Here is a 26,261-nt window from a genome sequence, read left to right as displayed (position 1 = left end):
GCGCGGGGGCGCGGGGACACACTGCACAGCGTCCGATGGCACAACGTGACCGTACTCCGAGAGAAGGTGATCCTGAGCACCGCGCCAGTGGCGGGTACGCGGAAGCTCTAATCTCAATGTCACGGAACCCGCCACCCCTACGGGCCCCGCCCCAGAACCGCCGCTACTTACCCAGGAGTCACCACCGTGACCGACGTAACCAACGGCGTCCTGCACACCCTGTTCCACTCGGATCAGGGAGGTCATGAGCAAGTCGTGCTCTGCCAGGACCGCGCCACTGGCCTCAAGGCCGTCATCGCCATCCACTCGACCGCCCTGGGCCCCGCCCTCGGCGGCACGCGCTTCTACCCGTACGCGAGCGAGGAAGAGGCCGTCGCCGACGCGCTGAACCTGTCGCGCGGAATGTCGTACAAGAACGCCATGGCCGGGCTCGACCACGGCGGCGGCAAGGCCGTGATCATCGGCGATCCCGAGAAGATCAAGACCGAGCAGTTGCTGCTCGCGTACGGCCGGTTCGTGGCCTCGCTCAGCGGTCGGTACGTCACGGCGTGCGACGTCGGCACCTATGTGGCCGACATGGACGTCGTGGCCCAGGAGTGCCGCTGGACGACCGGCCGCTCCCCGGAGAAGGGCGGAGCAGGCGACTCCTCCGTGCTGACCGCGTACGGCGTCTACCAGGGCATGCGGGCCTCGGCCCAGCACCTGTGGGGCGATCCCTCGCTGCGGGCTCGCAGGATCGGCATCGCCGGCGTCGGCAAGGTGGGCCGCCACCTGGTGGAGCACCTCGTGGCGGAGCGCGCCGAGGTCTTCGTCACGGACGTGCGCGAGGAGGCCGTACGGCGGATCACCGAGCGGCACCGGGACGTACTGGCCGTCAAGGACACCGACGAACTGATCCGCGTCGACGGCCTCGACATCTATGCCCCCTGCGCGCTGGGCGGGGCCCTCGATGACGTCTCCGTGCCGGCCCTCACCGCGAGGATCGTGTGCGGTGCCGCCAACAACCAGCTCGCACACCCGGGCGTCGAGAAGGACATCGCCGACCACGGGATCCTGTACGCACCGGACTACGTCGTGAACGCAGGCGGTGTCATCCAGGTCGCCGACGAGCTCCACGGCTTCGACTTCGAGCGGTGCAAGGCGAAGGCCGCGAAGATCTACGACACCACGTTGGCGATCTTCGCACGCGCGAAGGAAGACGGGATTCCGCCGGCCGCGGCGGCCGACCGGATCGCCGAGCAGCGGATGGCGGAGGCGCGGCGCCACTGAGCCCGCGGCGGAGCCCAGGCCTCTGGCGGGTACCCGCCGACGGGCGTTGGAGATTACTCTCACGTTCGTCGGCGGGTCGTACGTCCAGAAGAGGTTAAAATCGCGGTTGACCAGCGGGGACAGGGCTCCCCGAGGGTCCTGGGCGGCGGCACGTCCTGCGGGCGACGTACCGTATGGGCTTGGGCTCAGGTACCGTGGAAGCCCTACGGACCGGTCTCTCTGCGGAGAGCCCGTTCCAGATCATGAACGCGTGTCAAGACTCTGGGGCCGTCGAGCCCCGTCACCGAGGGGGTCGAGCCATGGGGCGCGGCCGGGCCAAGGCCAAGCAGACGAAGGTCGCCCGCCAGCTGAAGTACAACAGCGGCGGGACTGACCTGTCGCGTCTGGCCAGTGAGCTGGGCGCTTCGACTTCGAACCAACCGCCGAACGGCGAGCCGTTCGAGGATGACGAAGACGATGACCCGTACGCCCAGTACGCGGATCTGTACAACGACGACGATGAGGACGAGGACGACGAGTCCGGTCCTTCGTCGCAACAGCAGCGTCGCGGCGCTTGACTGTCTTAGCAGCGCTTCACCCGGTCCGGAGCGGATAACGCACCGGACCGGGTTTTGCGCTGTGCGCGGCGCTCCGCTGGGTTCGCGGTGTGGAACTGCGGCTCCGCGCCCCTGACCGGGGTGCCCCTGAAGGGGCGCGGTGGCCCGCATTGGACTTCGGCACGTACGGTTACGCGGCGTAGTCGCCGTTCAGCTCCGCGCCCGTGTCGTGGCCCTCGCGGTCTGTGATCTCGCCTGCGACCCACGCGTCCACGCCTCGGTCAGCGAGTGTGGCCAGCGCCACGTCCGCTGATTCCTCGGGGACGATCGCGATCATGCCCACACCCATGTTCAGGGTCTTTTCCAGCTCCAGGCGGTCGACCTGGCCGGTCGCGCCGACCAGGTCGAAGACCGGGGCGGGGGTCCAGGTGGTGCGGTCGACCCTTGCGTGCAGAGTGTCGGGGATCACTCGGGCCAGGTTGGCCGCCAGCCCGCCGCCGGTGACGTGTGAGAAGGCGTGGACCTCGGTTGTGCGGGTGAGGGCCAGGCAGTCCAGGGAGTAGATCTTGGTGGGCTCCAGGAGCTCCTCGCCGAGGGTGCGGCCGAAGTCCTCGATGTGCTGGTCGAGGCTGAGCCCGGCGCGGTCGAAGAGGACGTGGCGGACGAGCGAGTACCCGTTCGAGTGAAGGCCGGAGGAGGCCATGGCGATGACCGCGTCCCCCTTGCGGATGCGATCGGCGCCAAGGAGCCGGTCGGCTTCGACCACTCCGGTGCCGGCGCCCGCGACGTCGAAGTCGTCCGGGCCGAGGAGCCCGGGGTGCTCGGCCGTCTCGCCGCCGACGAGGGCGCAGCCCGCGAGGACGCAGCCCTCGGCGATGCCCTTCACGATGGCGGCGACGCGCTCGGGGTGGACCTTGCCGACGCAGATGTAGTCGGTCATGAAGAGCGGTTCGGCGCCGCACACCACGATGTCGTCCATCACCATCGCGACCAGGTCGTGGCCGATGCTGTCGTACACACCGAGCTGCCGGGCGAGGTCGACCTTCGTACCGACGCCGTCTGTGGCGGAGGCAAGCAGCGGGCGCTCGTAGCGCTTGAGGGCGGAGGCGTCGAAGAGGCCGGCGAATCCGCCGAGGCCGCCGAGGACCTCGGGGCGCTGCGTCTTCTTCACCCACTCCTTCATGAGCTCCACGGCGCGGTCGCCCGCTTCGATGTCGACGCCGGCGGCCGCGTAGGAAGCACCAGCAGTGCCCGGGGCCGGAGTCGACTGATCAGATGCAGCAGACATTGCCTGAGAACCTTCGGGTTGGTTGGTACGGGCTTACGGGCGACGGATCGCGTCGGCCGCGGCCGTGGCCGCCGGGCCCGCCGCCAGCTCCGTCTCCAGGAGCTGCTTGCCGAGCAGTTCGGGGTCCGGGAGGTCCATCGGGTACTCGCCGTCGAAGCAGGCGCGGCAGAGGTTCGGCTTGGCGATGGTGGTCGCCTCGATCATGCCGTCGATGGAGATGTACGCCAGGGAGTCGGCACTCAGGGACTTGCCGATCTCATCGACCGTCATGCCGTTGGCGATCAGCTCGGCGCGGGTGGCGAAGTCGATGCCGAAGAAGCAGGGCCACTTCACGGGCGGCGAGGAGATCCGGATGTGGACCTCGGCCGCGCCCGCCTCGCGCAGCATCCGTACGAGCGCGCGCTGCGTGTTGCCGCGCACGATCGAGTCGTCCACGACGATCAGGCGCTTGCCCTTGATGACTTCCTTGAGGGGGTTCAGCTTCAGGCGGATGCCGAGCTGGCGAATTGTCTGTGAGGGCTGGATGAAGGTCCGGCCGACGTACGCGTTCTTCACCAGGCCCGCGCCGAAGGGGATGCCGGAGGCCTCCGCGTAACCGATCGCGGCGGGCGTGCCGGACTCCGGAGTCGCTATGACGAGGTCGGCTTCGACGGGGGCTTCCTTGGCGAGCCTGCGGCCCATCTCGACGCGCGAGAGGTATACGTTCCGGCCGGCTATGTCGGTGTCCGGGCGGGCCAGATACACGTACTCGAAGACACAGCCCTTGGGCTTCGCTTCCGCGAATCGCGAGGAGCGCAGACCGTTCTCGTCGATGGCGACGAACTCGCCCGGCTCGATCTCGCGGACGTAGCTGGCACCGCAGATGTCGAGAGCCGCGGACTCGGAGGCGACCACCCAGCCGCGCTCCAGCCGGCCAAGGACCAGCGGGCGGATGCCCTGCGGGTCGCGGGCCGCGTACAGCGTGTGCTCGTCCATGAAGGTGAGGCTGAAGGCGCCCTTGACCTGCGGGAGGACCTTGGCGCAGGCCTCCTCGATGGTCAGCGGCTTGCCCTCCTCGTCGACCTGGGCGGCGAGGAGCGCCGTGAGCAGGTCGGTGTCGTTGGTGGCCGCCACACGCGGAGTGCGGCCCTCCTGCTTGGGAAGGTCGGCGACCATCTCGGCGAGCTGGGCCGTGTTGACCAGGTTGCCGTTGTGGCCCAGCGCGATGGAGCCGTGCGCCGTGGCACGGAACGTGGGCTGGGCGTTCTCCCACACCGAGGCGCCGGTGGTCGAATAGCGGGCGTGACCGACCGCGATATGACCCTGGAGGGAACCGAGTGCGGCCTCGTCGAAGACCTGGGACACCAGGCCCATGTCCTTGAAGACGAGGATCTTGGAGCCGTTGCTGACCGCGATTCCCGCGGATTCCTGGCCCCGATGCTGGAGGGCGTAGAGCCCGAAGTAAGTGAGCTTGGCGACCTCTTCACCGGGAGCCCAGACTCCGAAGACGCCGCAAGCGTCCTGGGGGCCTTTCTCGCCGGGGAGCAGATCATGACTGAGTCGACCGTCACCACGTGGCACGCCACCGAGTGTAGGCGAGGTCGGCCGCTGGTCCGAATGGGGGATTCGGGCTCGTTGTGGATCACTTGGCGGCGACGGCTTCGAAGCCGCTGCCGTTTTCGCTGGTCAGGGTAAGGGTGCGGTGCTTCAGCTCATAGGTGGCCTTGCCGTTGAAGAGCTTCAGCAGGGCCTTTTCGGTGTCCATGAGTGAGGGGGAGCACATCATGCGGGTGGTGGATGGGGACCCCAGAGTGATCTGCCCGTCGCTGACCGTTGCCTTTGCCGACACCTTGTTGCAACCGAGCTGACCGCGGACGGTGCCCTTGCCGTCGAAGGTGAGGTGGACCTTGCCCTCGGCCTCGGAGGCCAGCGCGCTGACCGTGCCGCCCTTGTTGGTGGTGCCGGTCACGTTCCACTTCGTGCCCTGGAGCTTGGCCGGTTTCTGGGCGGTGAGCTTCACCGTGTGCCCGTCCTTGGTGGTGAGCGTCAGCTTGTCGCCGTCGACCTTGGTCGTGATCGTGCTCTCGGAGAGCGTCTCGGCCATCTTGGACTCGAACTCCATCGGCTTCTCTCCGCAGGCCATCTTGGTCTGCAGGGTGTCCGAGCCGACCTTGATCGTGTCGCCCTGCATCTCGGCGGTGGCCCCGAAGTGGTTGCAGCCGTAGTTGCCGCCCACCTTGCCGTCATCGCCGAACTCGATGTGGGCGTCGGCAGGGGCGTCGTACGTGGTGCCCCCGACGTTCACGCTGTCCACTTTCCAGTGCTTGCCGGTGATCTTCGACTGCTGCCCGGCACCGACGGACGCGGATCCGTCGTCACTTTTCTCCGTGCCGCAGGCCGCGGTGGCGAGCAGGCCGGTGACCGCCAGGACGCTGAGAGTAAGCCGTTGCGTTCGCATGTCGCTGTGACGGGACGGGTGGGGTTGTTGGTTCCCTTCCATTTTCGCGCAACTTCCTGCCCATCCCCGGCTGCTCAGCCCATCAGCGGGAGCAGTCCGCCCAGGTCGGCTCGCTCGCCGCTGGCGCTGACCTTGGCGTCGTCGAGGGCCGTACGCCATTCCGTACGCCCGGTCGCGAGCCGGATCCAGGTCAGCGGGTCGGTCTCCACGACGTTCGGCGGGGTTCCGCGGGTGTGCCGCGGACCCTCGACGCACTGCACGACCGCGAACGGCGGAACGCGGACCTCCGTGGAGGCGCCGGGCGCCTTCAGGGCGAGCGCGTCGGCGAGCAGGCGGGTGCAGGCAGCGAGGGCCTGACGGTCGTACGGGATGTCGAGGCCCGGCACGGCGGCGTTCAGGTCGTCGGTGTGGACAACCAGCTCCACCGTGCGGGTGACGAGGTAGTCGGCGAGGGTCATGAAGCCGGGACGGGTGGCAAGCAGCCGCTCGCCCGGGGTGGCGGCCAGCCGCTCGGACAGCCGCTGCTCGGTGCGGGCGTACAGCGCGTCGAGGTCCTGGTGCTCGCGGGCGAAGTCGCGGGTGCGGTCGGCGTTGGCGGCGGCAAGCGCGGGGTCGATGGTCGCGGACGGCCAGTCCGGCGGGGCGAGTTCGGCCTTCGCTGGTGGCTCCAGGTCGATGGTCCGGCTGACGCTCTCGACGGCCGCGGCGATATGCGCGGCCAGTTCTCGTACGGTCCAGTCGCCGAGGCGCGTGGGTTGTGTGAGCTGCTCGGGGATGAGGGTGCGGACCGCTGCCTGTACGTTCCCGAATTGGGCCAGCACGGCGGCACGGATCTTGATGGGGTCGTATGTACGGGTGCGCTTCTTGGCCGGTGGCATGTCCATCACCCTAGGCGTGGGAGTCCGCGGCGGCGGGTGCCTCGAAGGTCTCTCGGTTGCGGGGCACACCGATGTCGTGCCGGCGGAAGGGGATCCCGCGGGCGGTGTCCGGGTCGGGGGCGTCCATCAGCTGGAAGTGGAGGTGCGGCTCGGTGGAGTTGCCGGAGTTGCCGCAGCGGGCGAGCGGCTGTCCGGCCGTCATCCGGTCGCCCTCACGGACGGTGAGGGATCCGCGCTTCAGGTGGGCGTACGCGGCGTATGTGCCGTCGCCGAGGTCCAGGATGACGTGGTTGCCGATGATGCGGCGGACCCCGGACAGTTCGCGTACCGAGCCCTCGACGAGCATCAGGTACAACAGCGCCGGCCACGACGTACGGCTCAGGTGGTCGCGCTGCCCGTCCGTGGCGCGTACGACCGTGGCTTCGGCTACCGCAAGGATCGGGGCGCCGAAGGCCGGGAAGTCCGTGCTGCGGCGGGCGAGCGGCCACAAAGCGCGGAAACCGGGGCGGGCGCCCGGCTCGGGCTCGGCGACTATGTCGATGGCGAACGTCTGACCGTAGGCGTGGGTGCCGTGGCTCGGCGTGCGGTCGGCCGGGCTGTTCAGCGCGGACCAGCGGCCGGTGACGGGTGGGGCGACCTCTACAGCCTCCCGGATCACGCGCTTGTCGTCCGGGGCGCCGCCGCCCGACCGGTTCACCACGGTGACGAGGGCGTACGCCAGGGACCAGCACCAGTAGGTTCCACAAGATCGGGTATCCGAAGTCGAACCAGATGTGGGCGATCACCAGGCCGAAGAAGAGGGGGCGGTCACCCGTGAGTGTGATCGGCTGCGAAAGCCAGGCCGCACCGCCCGGCCTGGACAACACTGGCCTTCGCCTGGAAGGGGGTGCAACATGACGGTTATGGCCGAGCGCACGTCTCAGATGTCGGTGAAGGAGTTCGAAACGATCGCCTCCGCCGCTCCCGAGACCGTCACGTTGGAGTTCATCAACGGACGGATCGGGGTCAAGAGGGTGACGGACGGGGACCACAGCACCATCGTGTCCTGGCTGGCCCGACGGTGTATGCAGACCAGGCCCGATCTGGACCTGTACCAGGGCCAAGGGCTCCGGGTCGACGCGTATCGGGAGGGCAGGGCGAAACCGGATGCGGTGCTCGCACCGCAGGCCCACTTCGCGGGGCACGGCGAGTGGGCCGACCCGGAGGGGACACTCATGGTCGTCGAGGTCACCTCGTACGACTCGGACACCGACCGACAGGACCGGCACGAGAAACCGGCCGCATACGGCCAGTCCGGGATCCCCTTGAACCTCCTGATCGACCGGGACTCCTGCACCGTCACGGTGCACAGCACGCCGGACCGGAAGGTCGGTGGTTACCGGGACATCCACACCGCCAAGTTCGGTGAGAAGGTGTTCGTCCCAGGTCCGATTGGCATCGAGCTCGACACGGAGATCCTCAAGAACTACGTGCGATGAGCCGAAGAGCCCCCGCCCGGAGTCCGGGCGAGGGCTTCGGGGGCGTACGGAATATCAGGCAAGCATCGCCGGGATCGTGCCCTCGTGCGCCTCGCGCAGCTCGGCCAGGGTGAGCGTGAACGCGCCCTGGACCTCGACCACGTCACCGTCGACGACACCGATGCGGGTGGCGGGCAGGCCCCGGGCGCCGCACATGTCGTTGAAGCGGAGCTCCTCCGAGCGCGGTACGGCGACGACCGCACGGCCCGCCGACTCCGACAGGAGGAGGGTGAACGCGTCGAGCCCGTCCGGGACGATCAGGCGCGCGCCCTTGTCGCCGAGCAGCGCCGACTCGACGACCGCCTGGATCAGACCGCCGTCGGACAGGTCGTGCGCGGAGTCGATCATTCCGTCGCGGGAGGCGGAGATCAGGATCTCGGCCAGCAGCCGCTCGCGCTCGAGGTCCACCTGGGGCGGCAGCCCGCCGAGGTGGTCATGGACCACCTGTGACCAGGCCGAACCGCCGAACTCCTCACGGGTGTCGCCGAGGAGGTACAGCAGCTGGCCCTCCTCCTGGAAGGCGACCGGCGTACGGCGGGCGACGTCGTCGATCACGCCGAGTACGGCCACGACCGGGGTCGGGTGGATGGCCGCCTCGCCCGTCTGGTTGTAGAGCGAGACGTTGCCGCCGGTCACCGGAGTGCCCAACTGCTGGCAGGCGTCGGCCAGTCCGCGGATGGCCTCCGCGAACTGCCACATCACCGCCGGGTCTTCGGGCGAGCCGAAGTTCAGGCAGTCGGAGACGGCGAGCGGCTTGGCGCCGGTGGTGGCGACATTGCGGTACGCCTCCGCGAGCGCCAACTGTGCGCCCGCGTACGGGTCGAGCTTCGCGTACCGACCGTTGCCGTCCGTGGCGATCGCGACACCGAGTCCGGACTCCTCGTCGATACGGATCATGCCCGAGTCCTCGGGCTGGGCCAGCACCGTGTTGCCCTGCACGAAGTGGTCGTACTGGGAGGTGATCCAGGACTTGGAGGCCTGGTTGGGAGACGAGACAAGCTTGAGGACCTGGTCCTTCAGTTCCTCCGCGGTGGCCGGTCGCGGAAGCTTGTTGGCGTCGTCCGCCTGGAGGGCGTCCTGCCAGGACGGACGGGCGTACGGGCGCTCGTAGACCGGACCGTCATGCGCGACCGTGCGCGGGTCGACGTCGACGATCTTGCCGCCGTGCCAGTAGATCTCAAGCCGGTCGCCGTCCGTCACCTCACCGATGACGGTCGCGATGACGTCCCACTTGTCGCAGATCTCCAGGAACCGCTCCACCTTCTCCGGCTCCACGACCGCGCACATGCGCTCCTGGGACTCGCTCATGAGGATTTCCTCGGGCGAGAGGGTCGAGTCACGCAGCGGTACGTCGTCCAGCGTCACACGCATACCGCCAGAGCCGTTGGACGCCAGCTCGGACGTGGCGCAGGAGAGACCCGCCGCACCCAGGTCCTGGATGCCGACGACCAGCTTCTCCTTGAACGCCTCCAGGGTGCACTCGATGAGCAGCTTCTCCTGGAAGGGGTCACCGACCTGGACTGCGGGGCGCTTTGACGGCTTGGCGTCGTCGAAGGTCTCGCTGGCCAGGATCGAGGCGCCGCCGATGCCGTCACCGCCCGTACGAGCCCCGTACAGGATGACCTTGTTGCCCGCGCCGGAGGCCTTCGCGAGGTGGATGTCCTCGTGCCGCATGACACCGATGGCACCGGCGTTGACCAGTGGATTGCCCTGGTAGCAGGCGTCGAAGACGACCTCGCCGCCGATGTTCGGCAGGCCCAGGCAGTTGCCGTAACCGCCGATGCCGGCGACGACACCGGGGAGTACGCGCTTGGTGTCCGGGTGGTCCGCCGCACCGAAACGGAGGGGGTCCACGACGGCGACCGGGCGGGCACCCATCGCGATGATGTCGCGAACGATGCCGCCGACGCCTGTGGCCGCGCCCTGGTAGGGCTCGACGTACGAGGGGTGGTTGTGCGACTCGACCTTGAAGGTGACCGCGTAACCCTGACCGACGTCCACGACGCCGGCGTTCTCACCGATGCCGACGAGCAGGGCGTCGGACTGGGGCGCCTTCTCGCCGAACTGGCGCAGGTGCACCTTCGACGACTTGTACGAGCAGTGCTCGGACCACATGACCGAGTACATGGCGAGCTCGGCACCGGTGGGCCGGCGGCCGAGGATCTCCACGACGCGCTCGTACTCGTCCTTCTTCAGACCGAGTTCGGCCCAGGGCAGCTCGACGTCCGGGGTCGCGGCCGCGTGCTCGACCGTGTCCAAAGGAGTGCGGCTCATACGTTGACCAGCTTCTTGAGGATCGAGGTGAAGAAGGGGAGGCCGTCGGTGCGGCCGGTCCCGATGAGGGGCTCCACGGCGTGCTCCGGGTGCGGCATCAGACCTACGACATTGCCGGCCTCGTTGCTGATTCCGGCGATGTCACGCATCGAGCCATTGGGGTTGAAGTCGAGGTAGCGGAACGCGACCCGGCCCTCCGCCTCCAGCATGTCGAGGGTGCGCTCGTCGGCGACGTACCGCCCGTCCATGTTCTTCAGCGGGATGTTGATCTCCTGGCCCGCGTCGTAGTCGACGGTCCAGGCCGTTTCCGCGTTCTCCACCCGCAGCTTCTGGTCACGGCAGATGAAGTGAAGGTGATCATTTCCGAGCATCCCTCCTGGGAGGAGATGGGCCTCGGTGAGGATCTGGAAACCGTTGCAGATGCCCAGTACCGGCATTCCCGATTTCGCCTGCTCGATGACGGTCTCCATCACGGGCGAGAAGCGCGCGATGGCGCCGGCGCGCAGATAGTCGCCGTAGGAGAAACCGCCGCACAACACCACGGCATCGACCTGCTTGAGGTCCTTGTCCTTGTGCCACAGCGCCACCGGCTCGGCACCCGCGAGCCGGATCGCACGCTGCGTGTCCCGGTCGTCGAGGCTGCCCGGAAAGGTGACGACGCCAATACGAGCGGTCACTTTCCCGCCTCCGCCTTCACTTCCTCCACCTTGACGGCGAAGTCCTCGATCACGGTGTTGGCGAGGAAGGATTCGGCGAGTTCATGGATGCGGGCGAGCACGGTGTCATCGACCGGCCCGTCCACCTCGAGTTCGAAGCGCTTTCCCTGACGTACGTCGGAGATGCCCTGGAAACCGAGGCGCGGCAGTGCACGCTGCACCGCCTGGCCCTGGGGGTCGAGGATCTCCGGCTTGAGCATGACGTCGACTACGACGCGTGCCACTGGCACTCCCGGTGTGTGGTGCTGAGCAGGTTCCTTCAGACTACCCGGCCCAGGTTTCTACGCGAGTAGATTGGTAGGAATCTACGTGACGGCCATCACGATTCCGCATCGACAGGCTTCCTTCACGGAAAATCCAGGGAAAGATCCGGATCAACATCCGGAACCCTATTGCGGTGGGACACCGAGACCGATTAAGTCGTGCTCCACATTGCATTGAGTGGGGGCTGTACAACGGAAGCAGTGGAGCAGAAGCTGTACAGCGGAATTGGCAATAGGCGATACTTTGCTCGTTCGCTCCATCCATGAGTGCGTGCACTCCACAGACTCCATACCGCTCTATAAATCAGCCAACAGTCGGCATCTCCGCACGTCATCGCACGTTGCCGCCAGAGATGCCGCGCGAAGGGACCGATATTCGTGGCGCAGCGTGTCGTAGTCACTCTCTTCGACGACATCGACGGCTCGGAAGCGGCGGAAACGATCGCCTTCGGTCTGGACGGCAAGTCGTACGAGATCGATCTCAACCAAACGAACGCCAAGGAACTGCGCAAGGCGCTCGCGCCCTACGTGGACGCCGGCCGCAAGCACTCACGCTCCGGCAAGACCTACCGGCAGACGGCGGTGGCTCCCGACCCGGCGGCCGTCCGGGCCTGGGCCCAGTCCAACAAGATGGACGTGCCTGCGCGGGGGCGGATCCCGAAGAAGGTGTACGAGGCGTTCACCGCGGCTCAGTGAGGGGGAGCCCCAGGGTTCGCCGACGGGCCCTGGGGACAACCGACTTGCGCTGCACCCCCGCTGGTCAGCTAGAGTCTGAAGCACGCCGAAGGGCCGGGCCGAAAGGCCGCAGCTCACGGAGTTACGCGGGTGTAGTTCAGTAGTAGAACATCCCCCTTCCAGGGGGAAGGCGCAGTGTGCAATTCCTGTCACCCGCTCTGCATCTCTTACCGGGCATCCTTTTGGATCAGGTAAGGTGGTGCTCGCGCCGATCGGTGAGAGCCGGTCGGATGCAATGCGGACGTAGCTCAGTTGGTAGAGCGCAACCTTGCCAAGGTTGAGGTCGCGAGTTCGAACCTCGTCGTCCGCTCCAGCATCAGAAGTTCAGAGATGAGACCCCGGTCCAGCGACCGGGGTCTTTTCGTGTGCTCGCTTCCGGTTCGTGCGTCGGCTCCCGGGTGGATGACATTTGTCATGGGCACTGATGACAGCGTGCACTGCTCCGGCCGGACTGCTGTGCGACGGTGGTTGCCGTGGGAATCGCGGCGGTGACGGCGTACGCACAGGGGGACAACGACATGCGCAGGGCCGGGAGTTGGTGGCGGGGGAAGAGCACTCCGGCGAAGGTGGAGACGTATACGCGCTGGTCGTTCCACTTCCTCGCACTCGTGGAGGTCGCCACCTTCGGGCTGCCGTCCCTGGGGAAGGTGCCCTCGTCCCTGTCCTGGGTGTTGTTCCTGATGGTCGTCGGGCACGCGGCGCTCTCCGCGGTGTTCGCGTCGCGGGCCCTGGACTGGACCCGCGGCACCCGGGCGCGACCGGTGCGGCTGCTGGGGGCTCTCGCAGTGACCACCGCCGTTATCGCCGTCGTGACCATCGCCCTCGCTACACGCGGTCCGGAAGGTGACGAGACGTCCACAGCAGCCGCGGCGGCGTTCATCGGTGTCCTGGGCTTCGGGACCGGCACGCTCGCGCTCGCCGTGCGCGAGCACCGGCGCATGGCCTACATAGTCATGGGCTACGCCCTGGGCTGCGGCGCCTACTCGTTGTCGGTGGGCGACCCCGCGCTCTCGGCACTCCTACGGGCCGGTGTGGTGCTGCTCGCCGCCGGGTTCTACGCCTTCGTCTCCGCGTTCTCCGTCTGGCTGCTCAACTCCGTCTACGAGCTCGACGCGGCCCGTGAGACCAGGACCCGGCTCGCCGTGGCCGAGGAGCGGCTGCGGTTCGGGCGGGATCTGCACGATGTGATGGGACGGAATCTGGCGGTGATAGCCCTCAAGAGCGAACTCGCCGTGCAGCTCGCGCGGCGTGAGCGGCCGGAGGCCGTGGAGCAGATGATCGAGGTGCAGCGGATAGCGCAGGAGTCGCAGAAGGAAGTACGAGAGGTCGTACGCGGCTATCGCGAGGCCGAGCTCGGTGCCGAACTCGCCGGTGCACAGGGAGTGTTGAACGCTGCCGGGATCAGCTGCACGGTGACCGGCTCCACGGCGGGGCTGCCCGCGGCGGTCCAGTCGGCGCTCGGCTGGGTGGTGCGGGAGGCGACCACGAATGTGCTGCGACACGGGAACGCTGAGCGCTGTGACGTCTCGCTGCGCGCGGCGGGCGGCCTTGCCGTGCTGACCGTGGAGAACGACGGGGCGCCACCGGACTCGCGCGGCGGGACCGGGTCCGGGCTTGCGGGGCTGCGGGAGCGGCTGTCGGCGGTGGACGGAACGCTGGAGGCGGGGCCTGCCGGGGGTGGGATGTTCCGGGTGGTGGCTCAGGTGCCGTTGCCTTCCTCCGCGTTGTCGCCTCCGGCGCCCTCGCCGGACTCGTCGTCCTCGGCTTCGGCGGCTTCGTCTTCGGCGGCTTCGTCTTCGAAGGCCGCGTCGCCCTCCGGTCCACGCCCGGTGCGTAAGGCGATGGGTGAGGCGATCAGCGAGAGGTTCGCCTCATGACGGCCGTACAGCGTGTTCGGCTGTTGCTTGCCGATGACGAGCACCTGATCCGGGGGGCGATGGCCGCGCTGCTCGCGCTGGAGGACGATCTGCTCGTGGTAGCGGAGGCGGCTTCGGGGCCCGAGGCGCTGGCCATGGCTCGGGCCCATGCGCCGGACGTGGCCGTACTGGATCTTCAGATGCCCGGTGCGGACGGTGTGAAGGTGGCCACATCGCTGCGGGCTGAACTGCCCGGGTGCCGGGTGCTGATCGTGACGAGTCATGGGCGGCCGGGGCATCTGAAGCGGGCTCTTGAAGCGGGGGTGCGGGGGTTCGTGCCGAAGACCGTCAGCGCGCAGAAGCTCGCGGAGATCATCCGTACCGTGCATGTCGGCAACCGTTATGTGGACCCGGAGTTGGCGGCCGACGCGATCGCCGCCGGCGATTCGCCGCTGACCGCGCGTGAGGCCGAGGTGCTGGAGCTGGCGGCCGAGGGTGCGCCGGTCGCGGAGATCGCGGAGCGGGCCGCGCTGTCACAGGGCACCGTACGCAACTATCTCTCGTCGGCCGCGTCCAAACTGGGGGCCGAGAACCGGCACACTGCGGCGCGTCTCGCACGGGAGCGAGGTTGGGTATAGTAGCTGTCGCGCAACGGCGCAATGCGGACGTAGCTCAGCTGGTAGAGCGCAACCTTGCCAAGGTTGAGGTCGCGAGTTCGAACCTCGTCGTCCGCTCAGGAAGAGGAAGCCCCCGGTGATCGGCCGGGGGCTTCCTCGTGTTTGCGACTCGTTTTACGACCAGCTTGTGCCGGTCAGGCGCTCGTACGCCTCCACGTACTTGGCGCGGGTCGCGGAGACGACCTGCTCGGGCAGGGGCGGCGGGGGCTGCTCGCTCCTCCGGTCCCAGCCGGAGTCGGGGGAGGTCAGCCAGTCGCGTACGTACTGCTTGTCGTACGAGGGCTGCGGGCGGCCCGGCTGCCACTGGTCGGCGGGCCAGAAGCGGGAGGAGTCCGGGGTCAGCACCTCGTCCGCGATGACGAGCTGTTCTCCCTCCCAGCGCCCGCCACCACCCTCAACGGAGGCCCCTCCGGCCCCAGAATTGGATTCCCAGCCGAACTCGAACTTCGTGTCCGCGAGGATGATTCCGCGGTCGCGGGCGATGTCGCGGCCGCGGCTGTAGACGGCCAGCGTGGCCTGGCGCAGCTGCGCCGCGGTCTCCGCTCCGACCTGCCGGGCCACCTCCTCGTACGACACGTTCTCGTCGTGCTCGCCGACCTCGGCCTTCGTTGCGGGCGTGAAGATCGGCGCGGGCAGTTCCGAGCCGTCGGCCAGGCCCTCGGGGAGGGCGAGGCCGCAGACGGTGCGGGTCTCCTTGTACTCGGCGAGGCCGGAGCCGGTGAGATAGCCGCGGGCGACGCACTCGACCGGGATCATCCGCAGGGACTTGCAGACGACGGTGCGGCCCTCCCAGTCGGCGGGGGCGCCGGGCGGGAGGTCGCTGCTCAGAACGTGGTGCGGGACCAGGTCGGCGATCTGGTCGAACCACCACTGGGAGAGCTGGGTGAGGATGCGGCCCTTGTCGGGGATCTCGGTGGGGAGCACCCAGTCGAATGCGGAGATACGGTCGCTGGCGACCATCACGAGGTCGCCGGCCTCGTTCTGGTACAGATCGCGCACCTTACCGGTGTGCAGGTGCACCAGGCCCGGAACCTCGATCGGCTCGGGCTTTTCGACGAATCCGGACACGGTTCCTCCCCGCGGTGACGTGCAAGTGGCTCGATTCTCCCGTATGCGGGGGGTTGATTTCGCGCCGGGGCTCTTCGGAGGGAGCTGCCTGGGCCCGCCGGGATGGGGTCAGTCGCGCTTGCAGATGCGATCCAGCAGGTTGGCCGTGGCTCGCTGGATGCGCTCGTCGACGTGGCCCGGGCGGTCCAGGGCCGGGGACCAGGCGAAGGTGCCGGAGGCGAAGACGAGGGCGCCGGAGGGGGCGCGGTACAGGGACGTCTCCTGATGGCGGAGAGCGCCTTCGGCGTCACGGTACGGGGAGTGGGCCAGGAGGATACGGCCCTGGTGTTCGGGAAGCGGGGTGCGCGGGAAGTAGCGGTCGGCCTCGCCTGCGACCAGGCCCTTCAGTTCGTCACCCTCGTGGGCGCCGGTGGCCTCCCACAGCCAGTGTTCGACGTTGCGGACGACCAAGGGGTGCGGTTCGGGGACCCGGCCCGCGTACTGGATGCCCAGGAGTTCCTGCTCCGGGCGGTCGATGTCGCGCCAGAGGGCGGGTTTTCCGGGGCCGCGGCGCTTCAGGCAGGTGAGCAGGCGGTCGGGTACGCCTGACGGGGAGGGGCTCAGCTCCGCCTGCCAGTACATGGTGTTGGCGGAGAGGAAGACGAGTGAGGTGCCGTGTTCGCGGGCGAGTTCGGTGGTGCGGCGCATGGGCGCCGACCAGTACTCGTCATGACCCGGGAAGACCAGGCCGCGGTAGCGGGTGGGGTCGACGCGGCCGGCGTGCAGGTCGCGGGCGTCGGCGTAGGCGAGGTCGTAGCCGTAGCGCTCGGCCCAGCGGATGAAGTCGTATGCGTGGCCGACGTGCAGCGGCAGGCCCGCGCCGGCGTACGGGCGGTCGAAAGAGACCGTCGTCGCGGCGTCCGCCTCGCCGAGCAGCCGGCCGTTCTCGTCCCAGGCGTGGTAGAGGCTCGCACCGGTGCGGCCGTCCTCGGGGTACAGGTTGTACGCCTGCCAGGTGACGTCCGGGAGGAGAAGCAGCAGGTCGGCGGGGTGGGTGTCGCGAACCGTGAAGGGGACGTGGGAGCGGTAGCCGTCGACGGTGGTGAGGACGGCGACGTATGCGCCGATGCTCCAGTAACTCGGGATCTGGAGGCGCCAGGAGAGCCACCAGTGGTGGCAGGAGACTGTGCGGTCGGCGGTGAGCGGGGGCAGTTGCACAATGCCGTGGAGGCGGGGACTGGTGGTGATCTTGCTGGCGCCTTCGCCCGCGTAGTGGCCGATGCGGTAGATGTCCACGCTGAACTGCTGGGGCGGGTCGACGGTGATGTGGAAGTCGATGGCCTCGCCGGGCGCTGCCGCACCGGTGGAGGTGAAGCCCTTGATCTGACGGTGGACGTCGTCGGCCGCGCGGGGGGCTCCGGCGGTTCGGGGGGTGGGGATCTTGGGTGTCCGGGTTGCTGTCCGGGTTGTGGTGTGGGCAGCGGCGGCTGGGGTGGGCTCCACGTCCACGTACCAGGGGACCACCTGGCCGGTGTCGTCGAAGTAGTGCTCGCTGCCGCGCAACCAGGGGACGGGGCCCTGGCCGAAGGGGTCCGTCACGGCATGTGCCAACGCACCCGATTCCCAGCGGCGGATGTGCTCCGAGCCCATGCGTTGTCCCCTCCCTTGTGCCCCCGTAAGCCCTTGCTGTGCGTATGACGCGGTATCAGCACATCACATTACGGAGGCGGAGGGTTACGTTTCGTTGTTATCGCCTGTCCCCGGGGCTGCGCCCCAGACCCCATGAGGGGGGTGCGCGGGCTGTGACATATGCGGCTCCGCCGCGGGGCGCGACCAGCCGCGCCGAACCCGCACCCGCACCCGCACCCGCACCCGACAAACGAAATCAGACCAGGCGAACCGGCTTCTCCGCCCGGATGCCGACATGGTGGAGCCAGTCCCGGAGAGGCGCGGGGTCGCCGTCCTCTATCAGGGTGAGGACTCGGGGCGTGAGGTCGGCGGAGCGTTCGCCGTTGATGAGGAGGGACGGGCCGTCCAGCCAGTCGAGGCCAGGGCTCGCACCGGCCGTGTCCATCGCAGCGCAGCAGACCATCGCCGTGACATGGTCCGTGAGGACTTCGCGCGTGGTCCGCGGCTGCTGCAGCGGAAAGAGCGGCAGCATCCCGTGGTCCCAGAGTGCGGCGTCCGGACCGCCCTGGCCGACGGGGCCGCCGGCCGACGGCGATGCGGAACGTATCGTCGGCGCCACAGCCTCCTCGCGGGCGAGCTCCGCACTGAGCCCCGCCGCCAACGCGGCGGTTCGCGCGTTCGCGACGCCCACTCCGTCGTCGTCCTCGTACGCATGCGCCCCGGATGAATCGGAGGGCTCGAGCGGCGGAGCGGCGTCGCGCGGGGCGTCCCGTCCGGCCGGGGCCGTCTCCCGAGGGACCTGCGCCGTATCGTCGCCCCCGTCGTCCCGTTCCGCTCCCGTCAGGTGATCCATCACCCGAGCCAGCGTCGGTCCCCCGGGCGCCAGAACCGTCGGATCCGAGGAGCGGCTGACGCCCTGCGCATCCAGCACCCGGTGCAGCCTCGCCGCGTCCATACGCCACTTGCGATCGACGACCTCATCGGGGTACTCACCCCAGTCCACAGGTGCCCATCCGGGGCCAGGCTCGGCAGGGCCACCGTGGAAGAGGCGAGCGGCGAGGAGAGAGGCGGCCTCGTCCATCACGCCGGGCTCTTCCAGGAGGTCGCAGGCCGGGCGCTCGCCCAGGCGGGAGGCGAACCCCTCGGCGAGGCGGTCACGCCGGGACAGTTCGGTGAGGGCCGCGACGACGCCCGCGTCCAGGCGGGACGGCCAGCGGCCCATACGCCAGGCCGGGAGCGCTACGCGGGTCAGCAGCCGGTCCCAGCCCGCATACGCGAGCCCCACCTGCTCCTGCGCGACGATCCGCAGACCGTAGTCCACAGCCTGTGCACGGTCGGCTGCCGCCGCCGCAACTCCCCGCTCCATCTCCGCCGCATGGCCGCGGCAGCTGCGCAGGAGCAGCCGCGCGACCCAGCCGACACCGGCGAGGGCCATGTGGGGGACGCCTCCACGTGCGGGGGCGGCCGTCACCGCCACCGCCGCGTCGAGGCCCCGTACAAAACGGCGGGCCGCTGCTATGTCGGGGTGCGCCGACGGTCCCGTACCCGCGACGACCGGTGCGAGGACCGCGCGCAGCTCACCCACCCGCATCCACCACAGGAAGGGCGAGCCGATGACGAGGACGGGCGCGGCGGGCGTACGGGTCTGGCGGCCGCGTACGCCTGTTATCTCGTCCGGGGACTGAGGCCGGGGCGGGCCGTGGGCCGGGTGCGTGCGGTCCTCCAGCCAGCTGTCGCAGTCCGGAGTGAGCGCTATCGCGGAGGGGGCGGGTACCTCAAGGCGGTCGGCCAGGTCCCGCACCATGCGGTACAGATCGGGCGCGGACTCCTCGGGGATCGGGATCGTGGGGCTCACGGCCGGCCGGGAGCGGGCGACGACCAGTGCGATGCCCGCGGCGGCGAGGAGGGCCAGGAACGCGACGGCGGCCAGGATCCAGCTCGCGAGCCGCCAGCCCGCGCCGTTCACATGGTCCATGGCCCCGGCGACGAGCAGGACGACGGCGACGGCCGTGGGCAGCAGGGCGACGGCCAGCGCCCTGCTGCGGATACGCAGCACGGCGAGAGCCTGGGAGCGCGCGCTGTGCGCGCCCGCCTCCACACCCGTACCGGACACGACCGGTGTCACCCCCTAAAGCCGCCCGGCGCGTGCATACCCAGCCACTGCCGGCGGACGTCCATGGCGTTGCTCACTCCCCCACTGTGGCACCCAGGACTGACATCGCAATGCCGGTGGGCCAAGTGCCGGACCGCTTGCGCCGCACCCTAGTTGGGGCTCCGGCCCACGTCAGCCGGATAGGGGATCGGTCACTCGATGGAATGGCTTTGGGGAGAGGTGGCTGACGGGAAGGGGTGAGAAAGGCCTGACGGGAAGGGGTGAGAAGGAGGGTTACGATCCGGCCGCCGCCTTGGCCGCGATGTCCGTGCGGTGGTGCGAGCCGTCGAGGCGGATGCGGTCGACAGCCACGTATGCGCGTTCGCGGGCCCGGGCCAGGTCCGTACCGCTCGCCGTGACGGAGAGCACACGGCCGCCCGCGCTGACGATCGCGTCGCCGTCGCGCCTGGTGCCGGCATGCAGGACGTACGCATACGGAGCGTCCTGTGCGGCCACCTCGTCGAGGCCCTCGATGGGGTCGCCGGTGCGCGGGGTGGCGGGGTAGTTGTGTGAGGCGATGACCACGGTGACGGCCGCGTCGTCGCTCCAGCGCAGGTCCGGGTGGTCGGCGAGGGTGCCCTGCGCGGCGGCCAGGAGTACGCCCGCGAGCGGAGTCTTCAGGCGGGCCAGGACGACCTGGGTCTCGGGGTCGCCGAAACGGGCGTTGAACTCGATGACCCGTACACCCCTGCTGGTGATCGCCAGGCCCGCATAGAGGAGGCCGGAGAAGGGGGTGCCCCGGCGGCGCAACTCGTCGACGGTCGGCTGGAGGACGGTGTTCATGACCTCCTCAACCAGGCCGGCTTCCGCCCACGGGAGGGGCGAGTACGCGCCCATGCCACCGGTGTTGGGGCCCTCGTCGCCGTCCAGGGCCCGCTTGAAGTCCTGGGCGGGCTGCAGCGGGACGACGGTCTCGCCGTCCGTGATCGCGAAGAGGGAGACCTCGGGGCCGTCGAGGAACTCCTCGATGACCACGCGGTCGCAGGCGTTGGCGTGCGCTCTTGCCTTCTCGAGGTCGCCGGTCACGACGACGCCCTTGCCGGCCGCGAGGCCGTCGTCCTTCACGACATACGGAGTGCCGAAGGCGTCGAGCGCCTCGTCGACCTCCTCAGGAGTGATGCAGACGTAGGAGCGGGCGGTCGGGACGCCCGCGGCCGCCATCACCTCCTTGGCGAAGGCCTTGGAGCCCTCGAGTTGCGCGGCCTCCTTGGAGGGGCCGAACGCCGGGATGCCCGCATCGCGCACGGCGTCGGCGACCCCTGCGACGAGCGGTGCCTCCGGGCCTACGACGACCAGATCGGCGTCGAGCTCCGTGGCCAGCGCGGCCACGGCCTTGCCGTCGAGGGCGTCGACCTGGTGCAGCTCGGCCACCTCGGCGATGCCCGCGTTGCCGGGGGCGCAGTGCAGGGCGGTGACGGCGGGATCGAGGGAGAGAGAGCGGCACAGGGCGTGTTCGCGGGCACCGCTGCCGATGACGAGGAGCTTCACGGGGGTCAGCCTAACGGGCTGCTTCCGGCGGTCGGGCGGGCTGCCTACGGGGGTGGTGGGTTGGAGTGCCGTTCGGCGGGTGCGGGTCGTGTGTGGCTGGTCGCGCTTCCGGTCGCGGACGTCGCGGCCCTCCGCAGTGCTCGCGGGCCTGCGTCGGGGTTCTCCTCACCCGTAGGTGCCGCATCGGGAGGTCGCGCGGAGGTGCCGCGGACGGGCGTCAGCCGTACTCGACACTCTGTTCCGCCCAGATCGTCTTTCCCTTGGTGGTGTGGCGGGTGCCCCAGCGCTGGGTCAGCTGCGCGACCAGGAGCAGGCCTCGGCCGCCCTCGTCGTAGGTGCGGGCGCGGCGCATGTGGGGTGCCGTACTGCTGGCGTCCGAGACCTCGCAGATGAGACTCCGGTCGTGGATGAGACGCAGCTGGATGGGCGGCTCGGCGTGCCGTATGGCGTTGGTGACCAGTTCGCTGACGATCAGCTCGGTTACGAAGGCCGCATCAGTCAGGCCCCATGCCGCCAGCTGACCGACGGCGTTCTTGCGGGCGTCGGCGACGGTGGCGGGATCCGGGTCCACCTCCCAGGTGGCGACCCGGTCGGCCTCGAGTGCCCGGGTGCGCGCGACGAGGAGGGCCACGTCGTCCGCGGGCCGATCGGGGAGCAAGGTGGCGAGCACCGTGTCGCACAGCACGTCGAGGGAGACCGCGGGAGCGGCGAGGAGCCGCTGCAGCCGGGTGACGCCGTCGTCGATGTCGTAGTTGCGGGACTCGATGAGGCCGTCGGTGTAGAGGGTGAGCAGGCTGCCCTCCGGCAGTTCCGTCTCCATCGCCTCGAAGGGCAGTCCGCCCAGGCCCAGCGGGGGTCCCGCCGGAACGGCGAGCAGTTCCGCGGTGCCGTCCGGGCTCACGACGACCGGGAGCGGATGCCCGGCTCGGGCCAGTGTGCAACGGCGGGAGACGGGGTCGTACACAGCGTAGAGACAGGTCGCCCCGACGTCTCCCGTGGTCTCCGCTTCTCCGGCGTTCCCGGCGGTCCGCTCCGCGCCCTCCGCCTCCAAGGCCAGGCGGCCCACCATGTCGTCGAGATGAGTGAGCAGTTCGTCCGGGGACAGATCGATGTCGGCGAGGGTTCGTACGGCCGTACGCAGCCGTCCCATGGTCGCGGAGGCATGGATGCCGTGGCCCACCACATCGCCCACCACCAGCGCCACCCTGGCTCCGGACAGCGGGATCACGTCGAACCAGTCTCCGCCCACCCCGGCCCGGGCACCGGCCGGAAGATAGCGGGAGGCGACCTCCACCGCGGCCTGCTCGGGCAGCCGCTGCGGCAGCAGGCTGCGCTGCAGGGTTACCGCCGTGCTGCGTTCGCGGGTATAGCGGCGGGCGTTGTCGATGCAGACCGCCGCCCGGGCCGCCAATTCCTCGGCCAGCACCAGGTCGTCCTCCTGGAACGGGTCGGGGTGCCGGTGACGAGCGAAGACGACGACGCCCAGCGTGGCTCCGCGTGCCGTCAGAGGCACGGTCATCACCGTGTGGAAGCCGAACTCGCGGATCCGGGAGGACCGCAGCGGATCCTCGGCCACCCAGTCGGCGACCGCCGGCTCGGTCACCTGGTACAGCACGGCGCGTCCCGATCGCAGACTCTCCGACGGAGGGGAGCCCTCCGGGTACTCGTCCACCGCGCCCGGCGCGACGACCGCCTCGGGGGTTCCCGGATACACGGATTGGTGGGCGATGCGCCGCAGCGCGAGACGGCGGCCCGCCATCGGTGCTTCCGGGTGCTGCTCGGGCAGGTCGTCGAGTGACGCCAAGAGATCGACGCTGATGAAGTCGGCGAGTCCCGGAACCGCCACGTCCGCCAGTTCCTGTGCCGTTTGCGTCACGTCGAGCGTGCTGCCGATACGGGTACTGGCCTCGGCGATCAGCTGGAGGCGCTTGCGGGCCCAGTACTGCTCGGTCATGTCGTGCCCGGTGGACGCCACGCCCAGGACGCGGCCGTCCGGGTCCTCCAGGCGGTAGAAGTGGACCGACCAGGCGTGCTCACGGGTCTCGCCGGGGGCGCGCGCGTGGTTCTCCATGTACTGCGTCTCACCGGTTTCCAGGGCCCGCCGCATCCGCCGCTCGACTTCCTCCGCCACCGGGTCGGCGAGCACGTCCGTCAGCCGCAGCCCGCGCATGTCGTCGTCGCTCAGGCCCAGTGCGTCCTGCCCGGACCGGTTGGACCGGCGGAAGCGCAGGTCCGTGTCATACACCGAGGTCGCGCAGCACGGGGAGTCGAGCAAACCCCGCCTCACAAGCGCCTCGTCGCCACGATGGGGCTGCGCCCCGGTCACGGTGGAGACCAGGAGCCAGTCGCGGGTCCCGTCGTCCGGCGTCCTGTGGTGCGCCAGGACCCTCGCCTCCAGGCGGTGGCCGTCGCGGTGCCGGAGACCGAGCGTGCCGTGCCACCTCGGCAGTTCCGAGAAGGCCGGGAGGTCGCTCGCCGTGGGCTCCTCTGCGAGGAGTGAGGCCGCCGGCCGGCCCAGAATCTGGGCCGGCGCATATCCGAGCAGGTGCTCGGCACCCTCGCTCCACCCGGTCACGGTGCCGTGTTCGTCGACGTTGGCGCGTGCGGTGAGCGCCTCTCCTGCGACGTCTCCGACGGAACGCGCTTCCTGGTCGTCGACGGCACGCCGCTCCATGGTCGCTCATCTCGCTCTCGTCGCGTACTCGACCGCGCTGAGATCCTCACAGCTCAGGGCACGTGTCACCGCAGCACTCCGGAGCGCACCACACACCCCGATATTCGATCCTTTTTGGTACTTACCCGCCAGATCGTCATCATCACGCACGAAATGTCGAACCCCCAGATCCACCTGGTTGGTTACGGCACGGTCCGGACCACTCGATGTGGGTGCTCAGTGGTGGGCATGTACGACGGCGTGGCCCTTGCCGCGGCCGATCGTCCGCTTGTTGACCGGGGTGGTGACCAGGACGGCGACCGTGGACCCGCCCAGCAGAGCCGACCAGAACAGCCCGTCGGACGGGTGGGCGTCCATCGCGCCCCAGGGCCTGTGCTTTCCGCGGGTGACGATGAGCAGCCGCACGCCGTCGTCCTCGCGCTCCAGACCACGACCGCCGGAGGGACTCAGCCTGCGCCGAACCAGCGGGTGAGCGCTGCCTTCAGGCTGTCGGGGTCCTCGCCCGCCCAGGCGACATAGCCGTCGGGACGGATGAGCAGTGCGGGTGCCGGCGCCTCGTCGGCGATCGCGGTCACGCGGTGCACTCGGTCGTTCCAGGGCTCCGCGGTGGCAGCCAGGTCGCTCCCGCAGGTGAGGTCGACCAGCAGGGGGCGAGCGTCGTGCAGGAGTTCGACAAGGTGCCGTGTGCGTCCGTCGTCGGTGGTCAGTTCAAGGGGTGGCACAAACCAGCCGGTGGGCGCGGCAGGGTGTTCCTCGCCCATGTCGTAACGGACATCGGAGCCCGCCATCGTGGCAGCGACCATGTGTACGTTCTCGGTGCGGCCCAGGAGTTCCGCGAAGAGCCGGCGCAGGGCGGTGACCTCGGCTCCGGGCGCCAGCAGAGCGGACGCGGCCTGGGTCTGCATGAGTACGCGCTCGCCAGCCGCGTGGCGCTCGGTCTCGTAGCTGTCCAGGAGGCCTTCCGATGCCCATCCCTGCACTGCCGCGGCGAGTTTCCAGGCCAGGTTGGCCGCGTCTTGCAGTGCCGCGTTCAGGGTCGGCCCGTGGCTTACGTGTGCGGCGTCACCGGCGATGAAGACCCGGCCGTCGCGGTAGCGGTCGGCTTGTCGGGAGTTCCGGTGGCACTGGCGGCGGAGCAGCGTGGGCGAGCCCTCGGGCGGCGGAGCCAGGGGCAGGCGCACTCCGATGACCCGCTCGATACTGTCCTCCATCTCGGCCAGCGTCATCGGCGTGCCCGGCCCCGGGAAATCGCCTGCAGGGTGCTCTTCCCATTCGGCCGTGTTGACGAGCGGCCGCTGCGGGTTGTGTGCGAGGAGGTTGAAGACGCCTTTCTCGGTGCGGTGGAACATCGCCGGGATCTCGCCGAGGCCATCGATCACGACTCGTCCCCCCGGTACGAAACGGAAGTGCTCGCTCGGCCCGATCAGGGCCGACCGGTCGACGACATCGTCGGTGGTGCCCTGGAAGCCGATTCCTGACTGCTTACGGATCAAGCTGTTGGCGCCGTCGCAGCCGACGAGGTACCGGGTGGCGACTGTCGCCTCGGTCCCGTCCGACCCGCGTACGACGACGTCGACCCGGCCATCGTTCTGGCCATCGTTCTGGCCATCGGTCTGGCCATCGGTCTGGCTGAAGGAGAGCACCTCCCAGCCTCGTCGGACCTCCGCGCCGAGTTCAGCCGCCCGCTCGGTGAGCACACGCTCGAGATCGCGCTGGTTGACCGGCAGGAGATACATCGGGTTCTCCTTGCCGAGCACGTGCAGCGGCAGCGGTATCCCGGCGTAGAAGAACCCGGGCGCCGGCTCCGGCGATCCTTTGCCCCCGCAGCGTTCGAAGAGGCCGCGATGGTCCAGCAGCCGCACGACCTGCCCGGCGAGGCCGTGGGCCTTGTCCGCCAGGTCTGGTTCCGCCCGTCGTTCCAGCACCAGGGCCTGGACCCCCGCGAGACGGAGCTCGCAGGCGAGAAAGAGGCCGGCGGGTCCACCGCCGACGATGACGACATCGAACATCACTGACTACTCCTATTGCGGCACGACGCCGGTCCCATTAGATACGCAACTGTATCTACCGGCTGCGAGATAAGATACACAAGTGAATCTCAAGCATGGGCGGGACGCGGGTGAGCCTCACGGGGCGACCGGGGCCACCGGGGCGCAGGCGGCGGGCCGTCGCTCCGGCGGCGGCGCACGCCGCGGCAGCGGCGCATCGCGCCGACGCGGTACCGAGCTCGAGAACGCGATACTCGATGCCGCGTGGGACGTGCTGGTCGAGCATGGCTACCCCGGCTTCACCTACGAGGCGGTCGCCGCCCGCGCCGGCACGAGCCGACCCGTGCTCTACCGGCGCTGGCCGCAGCGCGAGGACCTGCTGCTGGCCACCCTCAAGAAGTTCTGGCAGCCGATCGCGGTGCCCGACGCCGGCAGCCTCCGCGACGACGCGATCAGCTTCCTGCGCAACGCCCATGCCGCCCGCGTACACATGGTCACGATGATGAGCGTGCAGCTGATGGACTACTTCCGCGACACCGCCACCACCTTCAGCGAGCTGCGCGAAGCCCTCATCCCGCCGGGTCGGGCGACCCCCTTCGAGATGATCGTCACCCGCGCGGTCGAACGCGGCGAACTGCCCGACACACCGCGCTCGTCCCGCGTGGTGAACCTGCCGTTCGACCTGTTGCGCCACGACATGCTTCTGACGATGCGCGAGGTGTCGGACGAGTCGATCGCCGAGATCGTGGACGAGGTGTGGCTGCCGCTGCTGGGGGTGCCCGGGACTCCGCCCGCGCCGTCGGCTCCTACACGACCGGCCTGATCCCGAAGCGGCTC

The 26,261-nt window shown here is 69.4% G+C and carries 21 protein-coding genes, 3 tRNA genes and 1 pseudogene; 10 read left to right on the top strand and 15 right to left on the bottom strand.

From position 1 onward, the window contains the following. Positions 1 to 186 precede the first annotated feature (186 nt). The gene (locus tag ACFYO0_RS15660) at positions 187 to 1,269 is read left to right on the top strand and encodes a Leu/Phe/Val dehydrogenase (protein ID WP_388675283.1); all 1,083 of its coding nucleotides are present in this window, start codon (positions 187 to 189) and stop codon (positions 1,267 to 1,269) included. Positions 1,270 to 1,568: 299 nt separating this feature from the next. Further along, on the top strand, positions 1,569 to 1,826 hold the full coding sequence (locus tag ACFYO0_RS15655; RefSeq protein ID WP_386340466.1) for a DUF3073 domain-containing protein: 258 nt from the start codon (positions 1,569 to 1,571) through the stop codon (positions 1,824 to 1,826). A 169-nt stretch (positions 1,827 to 1,995) separates the two neighbouring features. Here the strand turns inward: ACFYO0_RS15655 and purM are convergent, their stop codons facing one another. The 5 genes and pseudogenes from purM to ACFYO0_RS15630 form a co-directional block, all read right to left on the bottom strand. Continuing rightward, the gene (gene purM, locus ACFYO0_RS15650; RefSeq protein ID WP_388675281.1) at positions 1,996 to 3,093 is read right to left on the bottom strand and encodes a phosphoribosylformylglycinamidine cyclo-ligase; all 1,098 of its coding nucleotides are present in this window, start codon (positions 3,091 to 3,093) and stop codon (positions 1,996 to 1,998) included. Between the two features lie 33 nt (positions 3,094 to 3,126). Next, positions 3,127 to 4,653, bottom strand: a complete 1,527-nt coding sequence (gene purF, locus ACFYO0_RS15645; protein WP_388675278.1) for an amidophosphoribosyltransferase — start codon at positions 4,651 to 4,653, stop codon at positions 3,127 to 3,129. Positions 4,654 to 4,714: 61 nt separating this feature from the next. Next, entirely contained in the window at positions 4,715 to 5,530 is an 816-nt protein-coding gene (locus ACFYO0_RS15640; RefSeq protein WP_388675275.1) for an META domain-containing protein, read from the bottom strand. Positions 5,531 to 5,604: 74 nt separating this feature from the next. Continuing rightward, positions 5,605 to 6,408, bottom strand: a complete 804-nt coding sequence (locus ACFYO0_RS15635; RefSeq protein ID WP_388675272.1) for a sterol carrier family protein — start codon at positions 6,406 to 6,408, stop codon at positions 5,605 to 5,607. A gap of 10 nt (positions 6,409 to 6,418) precedes the next feature. After that, positions 6,419 to 7,232: pseudogene (locus ACFYO0_RS15630) on the bottom strand (M23 family metallopeptidase). Positions 7,233 to 7,301: 69 nt separating this feature from the next. On the opposite strand from ACFYO0_RS15630, the gene ACFYO0_RS15625 reads away from it, so the two are divergent. Next, positions 7,302 to 7,886 carry a Uma2 family endonuclease gene (locus tag ACFYO0_RS15625; RefSeq protein ID WP_388675269.1) on the top strand — a complete coding sequence of 195 codons (585 nt, stop codon included), beginning with the start codon at positions 7,302 to 7,304 and terminating at the stop codon, positions 7,884 to 7,886. 54 nt (positions 7,887 to 7,940) lie between these two features. On the opposite strand, the gene purL is transcribed toward ACFYO0_RS15625, so the two are convergent. From purL to purS, 3 genes are read right to left on the bottom strand one after another with little or no spacing between them, the layout of a single operon-like run. Next, on the bottom strand, positions 7,941 to 10,199 hold the full coding sequence (gene purL, locus ACFYO0_RS15620) for a phosphoribosylformylglycinamidine synthase subunit PurL (RefSeq protein ID WP_388675266.1): 2,259 nt from the start codon (positions 10,197 to 10,199) through the stop codon (positions 7,941 to 7,943). After that, entirely contained in the window at positions 10,196 to 10,876 is a 681-nt protein-coding gene (gene purQ / locus ACFYO0_RS15615) for a phosphoribosylformylglycinamidine synthase subunit PurQ (protein WP_388675264.1), read from the bottom strand. The genes purL and purQ overlap by 4 nt, the downstream gene beginning before the upstream one ends. Beyond that, complete coding sequence (purS, locus tag ACFYO0_RS15610; protein WP_165342945.1) at positions 10,873 to 11,139, bottom strand: phosphoribosylformylglycinamidine synthase subunit PurS; 267 nt, start codon at positions 11,137 to 11,139, stop codon at positions 10,873 to 10,875. Before purS ends, purQ begins: the two co-directional genes overlap by 4 nt. A gap of 417 nt (positions 11,140 to 11,556) precedes the next feature. Here purS and ACFYO0_RS15605 point away from each other — a divergent pair, with 417 nt between their 5' ends. The 6 genes from ACFYO0_RS15605 (at position 11,557) to ACFYO0_RS15580 (ending at position 14,503) form a co-directional block, all read left to right on the top strand. Further along, positions 11,557 to 11,874, top strand: a complete 318-nt coding sequence (locus tag ACFYO0_RS15605) for an Lsr2 family protein (protein WP_388675261.1) — start codon at positions 11,557 to 11,559, stop codon at positions 11,872 to 11,874. A gap of 125 nt (positions 11,875 to 11,999) precedes the next feature. Next, a tRNA-Gly gene (locus tag ACFYO0_RS15600) sits at positions 12,000 to 12,071 on the top strand. 79 nt (positions 12,072 to 12,150) lie between these two features. Continuing rightward, positions 12,151 to 12,226: transfer RNA gene (locus tag ACFYO0_RS15595), tRNA-Gly, on the top strand. Positions 12,227 to 12,431: 205 nt separating this feature from the next. Continuing rightward, positions 12,432 to 13,790, top strand: coding sequence for a sensor histidine kinase (locus ACFYO0_RS15590; RefSeq protein ID WP_388675486.1), 1,359 nt, complete (start codon positions 12,432 to 12,434; stop codon positions 13,788 to 13,790). After that, on the top strand, positions 13,787 to 14,407 hold the full coding sequence (locus ACFYO0_RS15585) for a response regulator (RefSeq protein ID WP_388675258.1): 621 nt from the start codon (positions 13,787 to 13,789) through the stop codon (positions 14,405 to 14,407). Before ACFYO0_RS15590 ends, ACFYO0_RS15585 begins: the two co-directional genes overlap by 4 nt. A gap of 23 nt (positions 14,408 to 14,430) precedes the next feature. Then, positions 14,431 to 14,503: transfer RNA gene (locus ACFYO0_RS15580), tRNA-Gly, on the top strand. Between the two features lie 57 nt (positions 14,504 to 14,560). Here ACFYO0_RS15580 and ACFYO0_RS15575 read toward each other — a convergent pair. From ACFYO0_RS15575 to ACFYO0_RS15545, 7 genes are all read right to left on the bottom strand, one after another. Next, positions 14,561 to 15,514, bottom strand: a complete 954-nt coding sequence (locus ACFYO0_RS15575; RefSeq protein WP_388675256.1) for a phosphoribosylaminoimidazolesuccinocarboxamide synthase — start codon at positions 15,512 to 15,514, stop codon at positions 14,561 to 14,563. 108 nt (positions 15,515 to 15,622) lie between these two features. Further along, a complete protein-coding gene (locus ACFYO0_RS15570; protein WP_388675254.1) occupies positions 15,623 to 17,143 on the bottom strand; it encodes a N,N-dimethylformamidase beta subunit family domain-containing protein in 1,521 nt (506 codons plus the stop codon). Positions 17,144 to 17,378: 235 nt separating this feature from the next. Next, complete coding sequence (locus ACFYO0_RS15565; RefSeq protein ID WP_388675251.1) at positions 17,379 to 19,235, bottom strand: hypothetical protein; 1,857 nt, start codon at positions 19,233 to 19,235, stop codon at positions 17,379 to 17,381. 273 nt (positions 19,236 to 19,508) lie between these two features. Further along, a complete protein-coding gene (gene purD, locus ACFYO0_RS15560) occupies positions 19,509 to 20,762 on the bottom strand; it encodes a phosphoribosylamine--glycine ligase (RefSeq protein ID WP_388675248.1) in 1,254 nt (417 codons plus the stop codon). A 217-nt stretch (positions 20,763 to 20,979) separates the two neighbouring features. Further along, on the bottom strand, positions 20,980 to 23,436 hold the full coding sequence (locus ACFYO0_RS15555) for a SpoIIE family protein phosphatase (protein WP_388675245.1): 2,457 nt from the start codon (positions 23,434 to 23,436) through the stop codon (positions 20,980 to 20,982). 216 nt (positions 23,437 to 23,652) lie between these two features. Continuing rightward, a complete protein-coding gene (locus ACFYO0_RS15550; protein ID WP_388675500.1) occupies positions 23,653 to 23,841 on the bottom strand; it encodes a hypothetical protein in 189 nt (62 codons plus the stop codon). 41 nt (positions 23,842 to 23,882) lie between these two features. Then, complete coding sequence (locus ACFYO0_RS15545; protein WP_388675242.1) at positions 23,883 to 25,445, bottom strand: FAD-dependent monooxygenase; 1,563 nt, start codon at positions 25,443 to 25,445, stop codon at positions 23,883 to 23,885. An 82-nt stretch (positions 25,446 to 25,527) separates the two neighbouring features. On the opposite strand from ACFYO0_RS15545, the gene ACFYO0_RS15540 reads away from it, so the two are divergent. After that, the gene (locus tag ACFYO0_RS15540; protein WP_388675240.1) at positions 25,528 to 26,247 is read left to right on the top strand and encodes a TetR/AcrR family transcriptional regulator; all 720 of its coding nucleotides are present in this window, start codon (positions 25,528 to 25,530) and stop codon (positions 26,245 to 26,247) included. Positions 26,248 to 26,261: the final 14 nt, after the last annotated feature.

It is taken from the genome of Streptomyces sp. NPDC006365 (assembly GCF_042870755.1).
Taxonomy (GTDB): Bacteria; Actinomycetota; Actinomycetes; order Streptomycetales; family Streptomycetaceae; genus Streptomyces; species Streptomyces xiangluensis.
The sequence above is the reverse complement of the archived record's forward strand: the minus strand, read 5'-3'. Positions and strand labels throughout refer to the sequence as shown.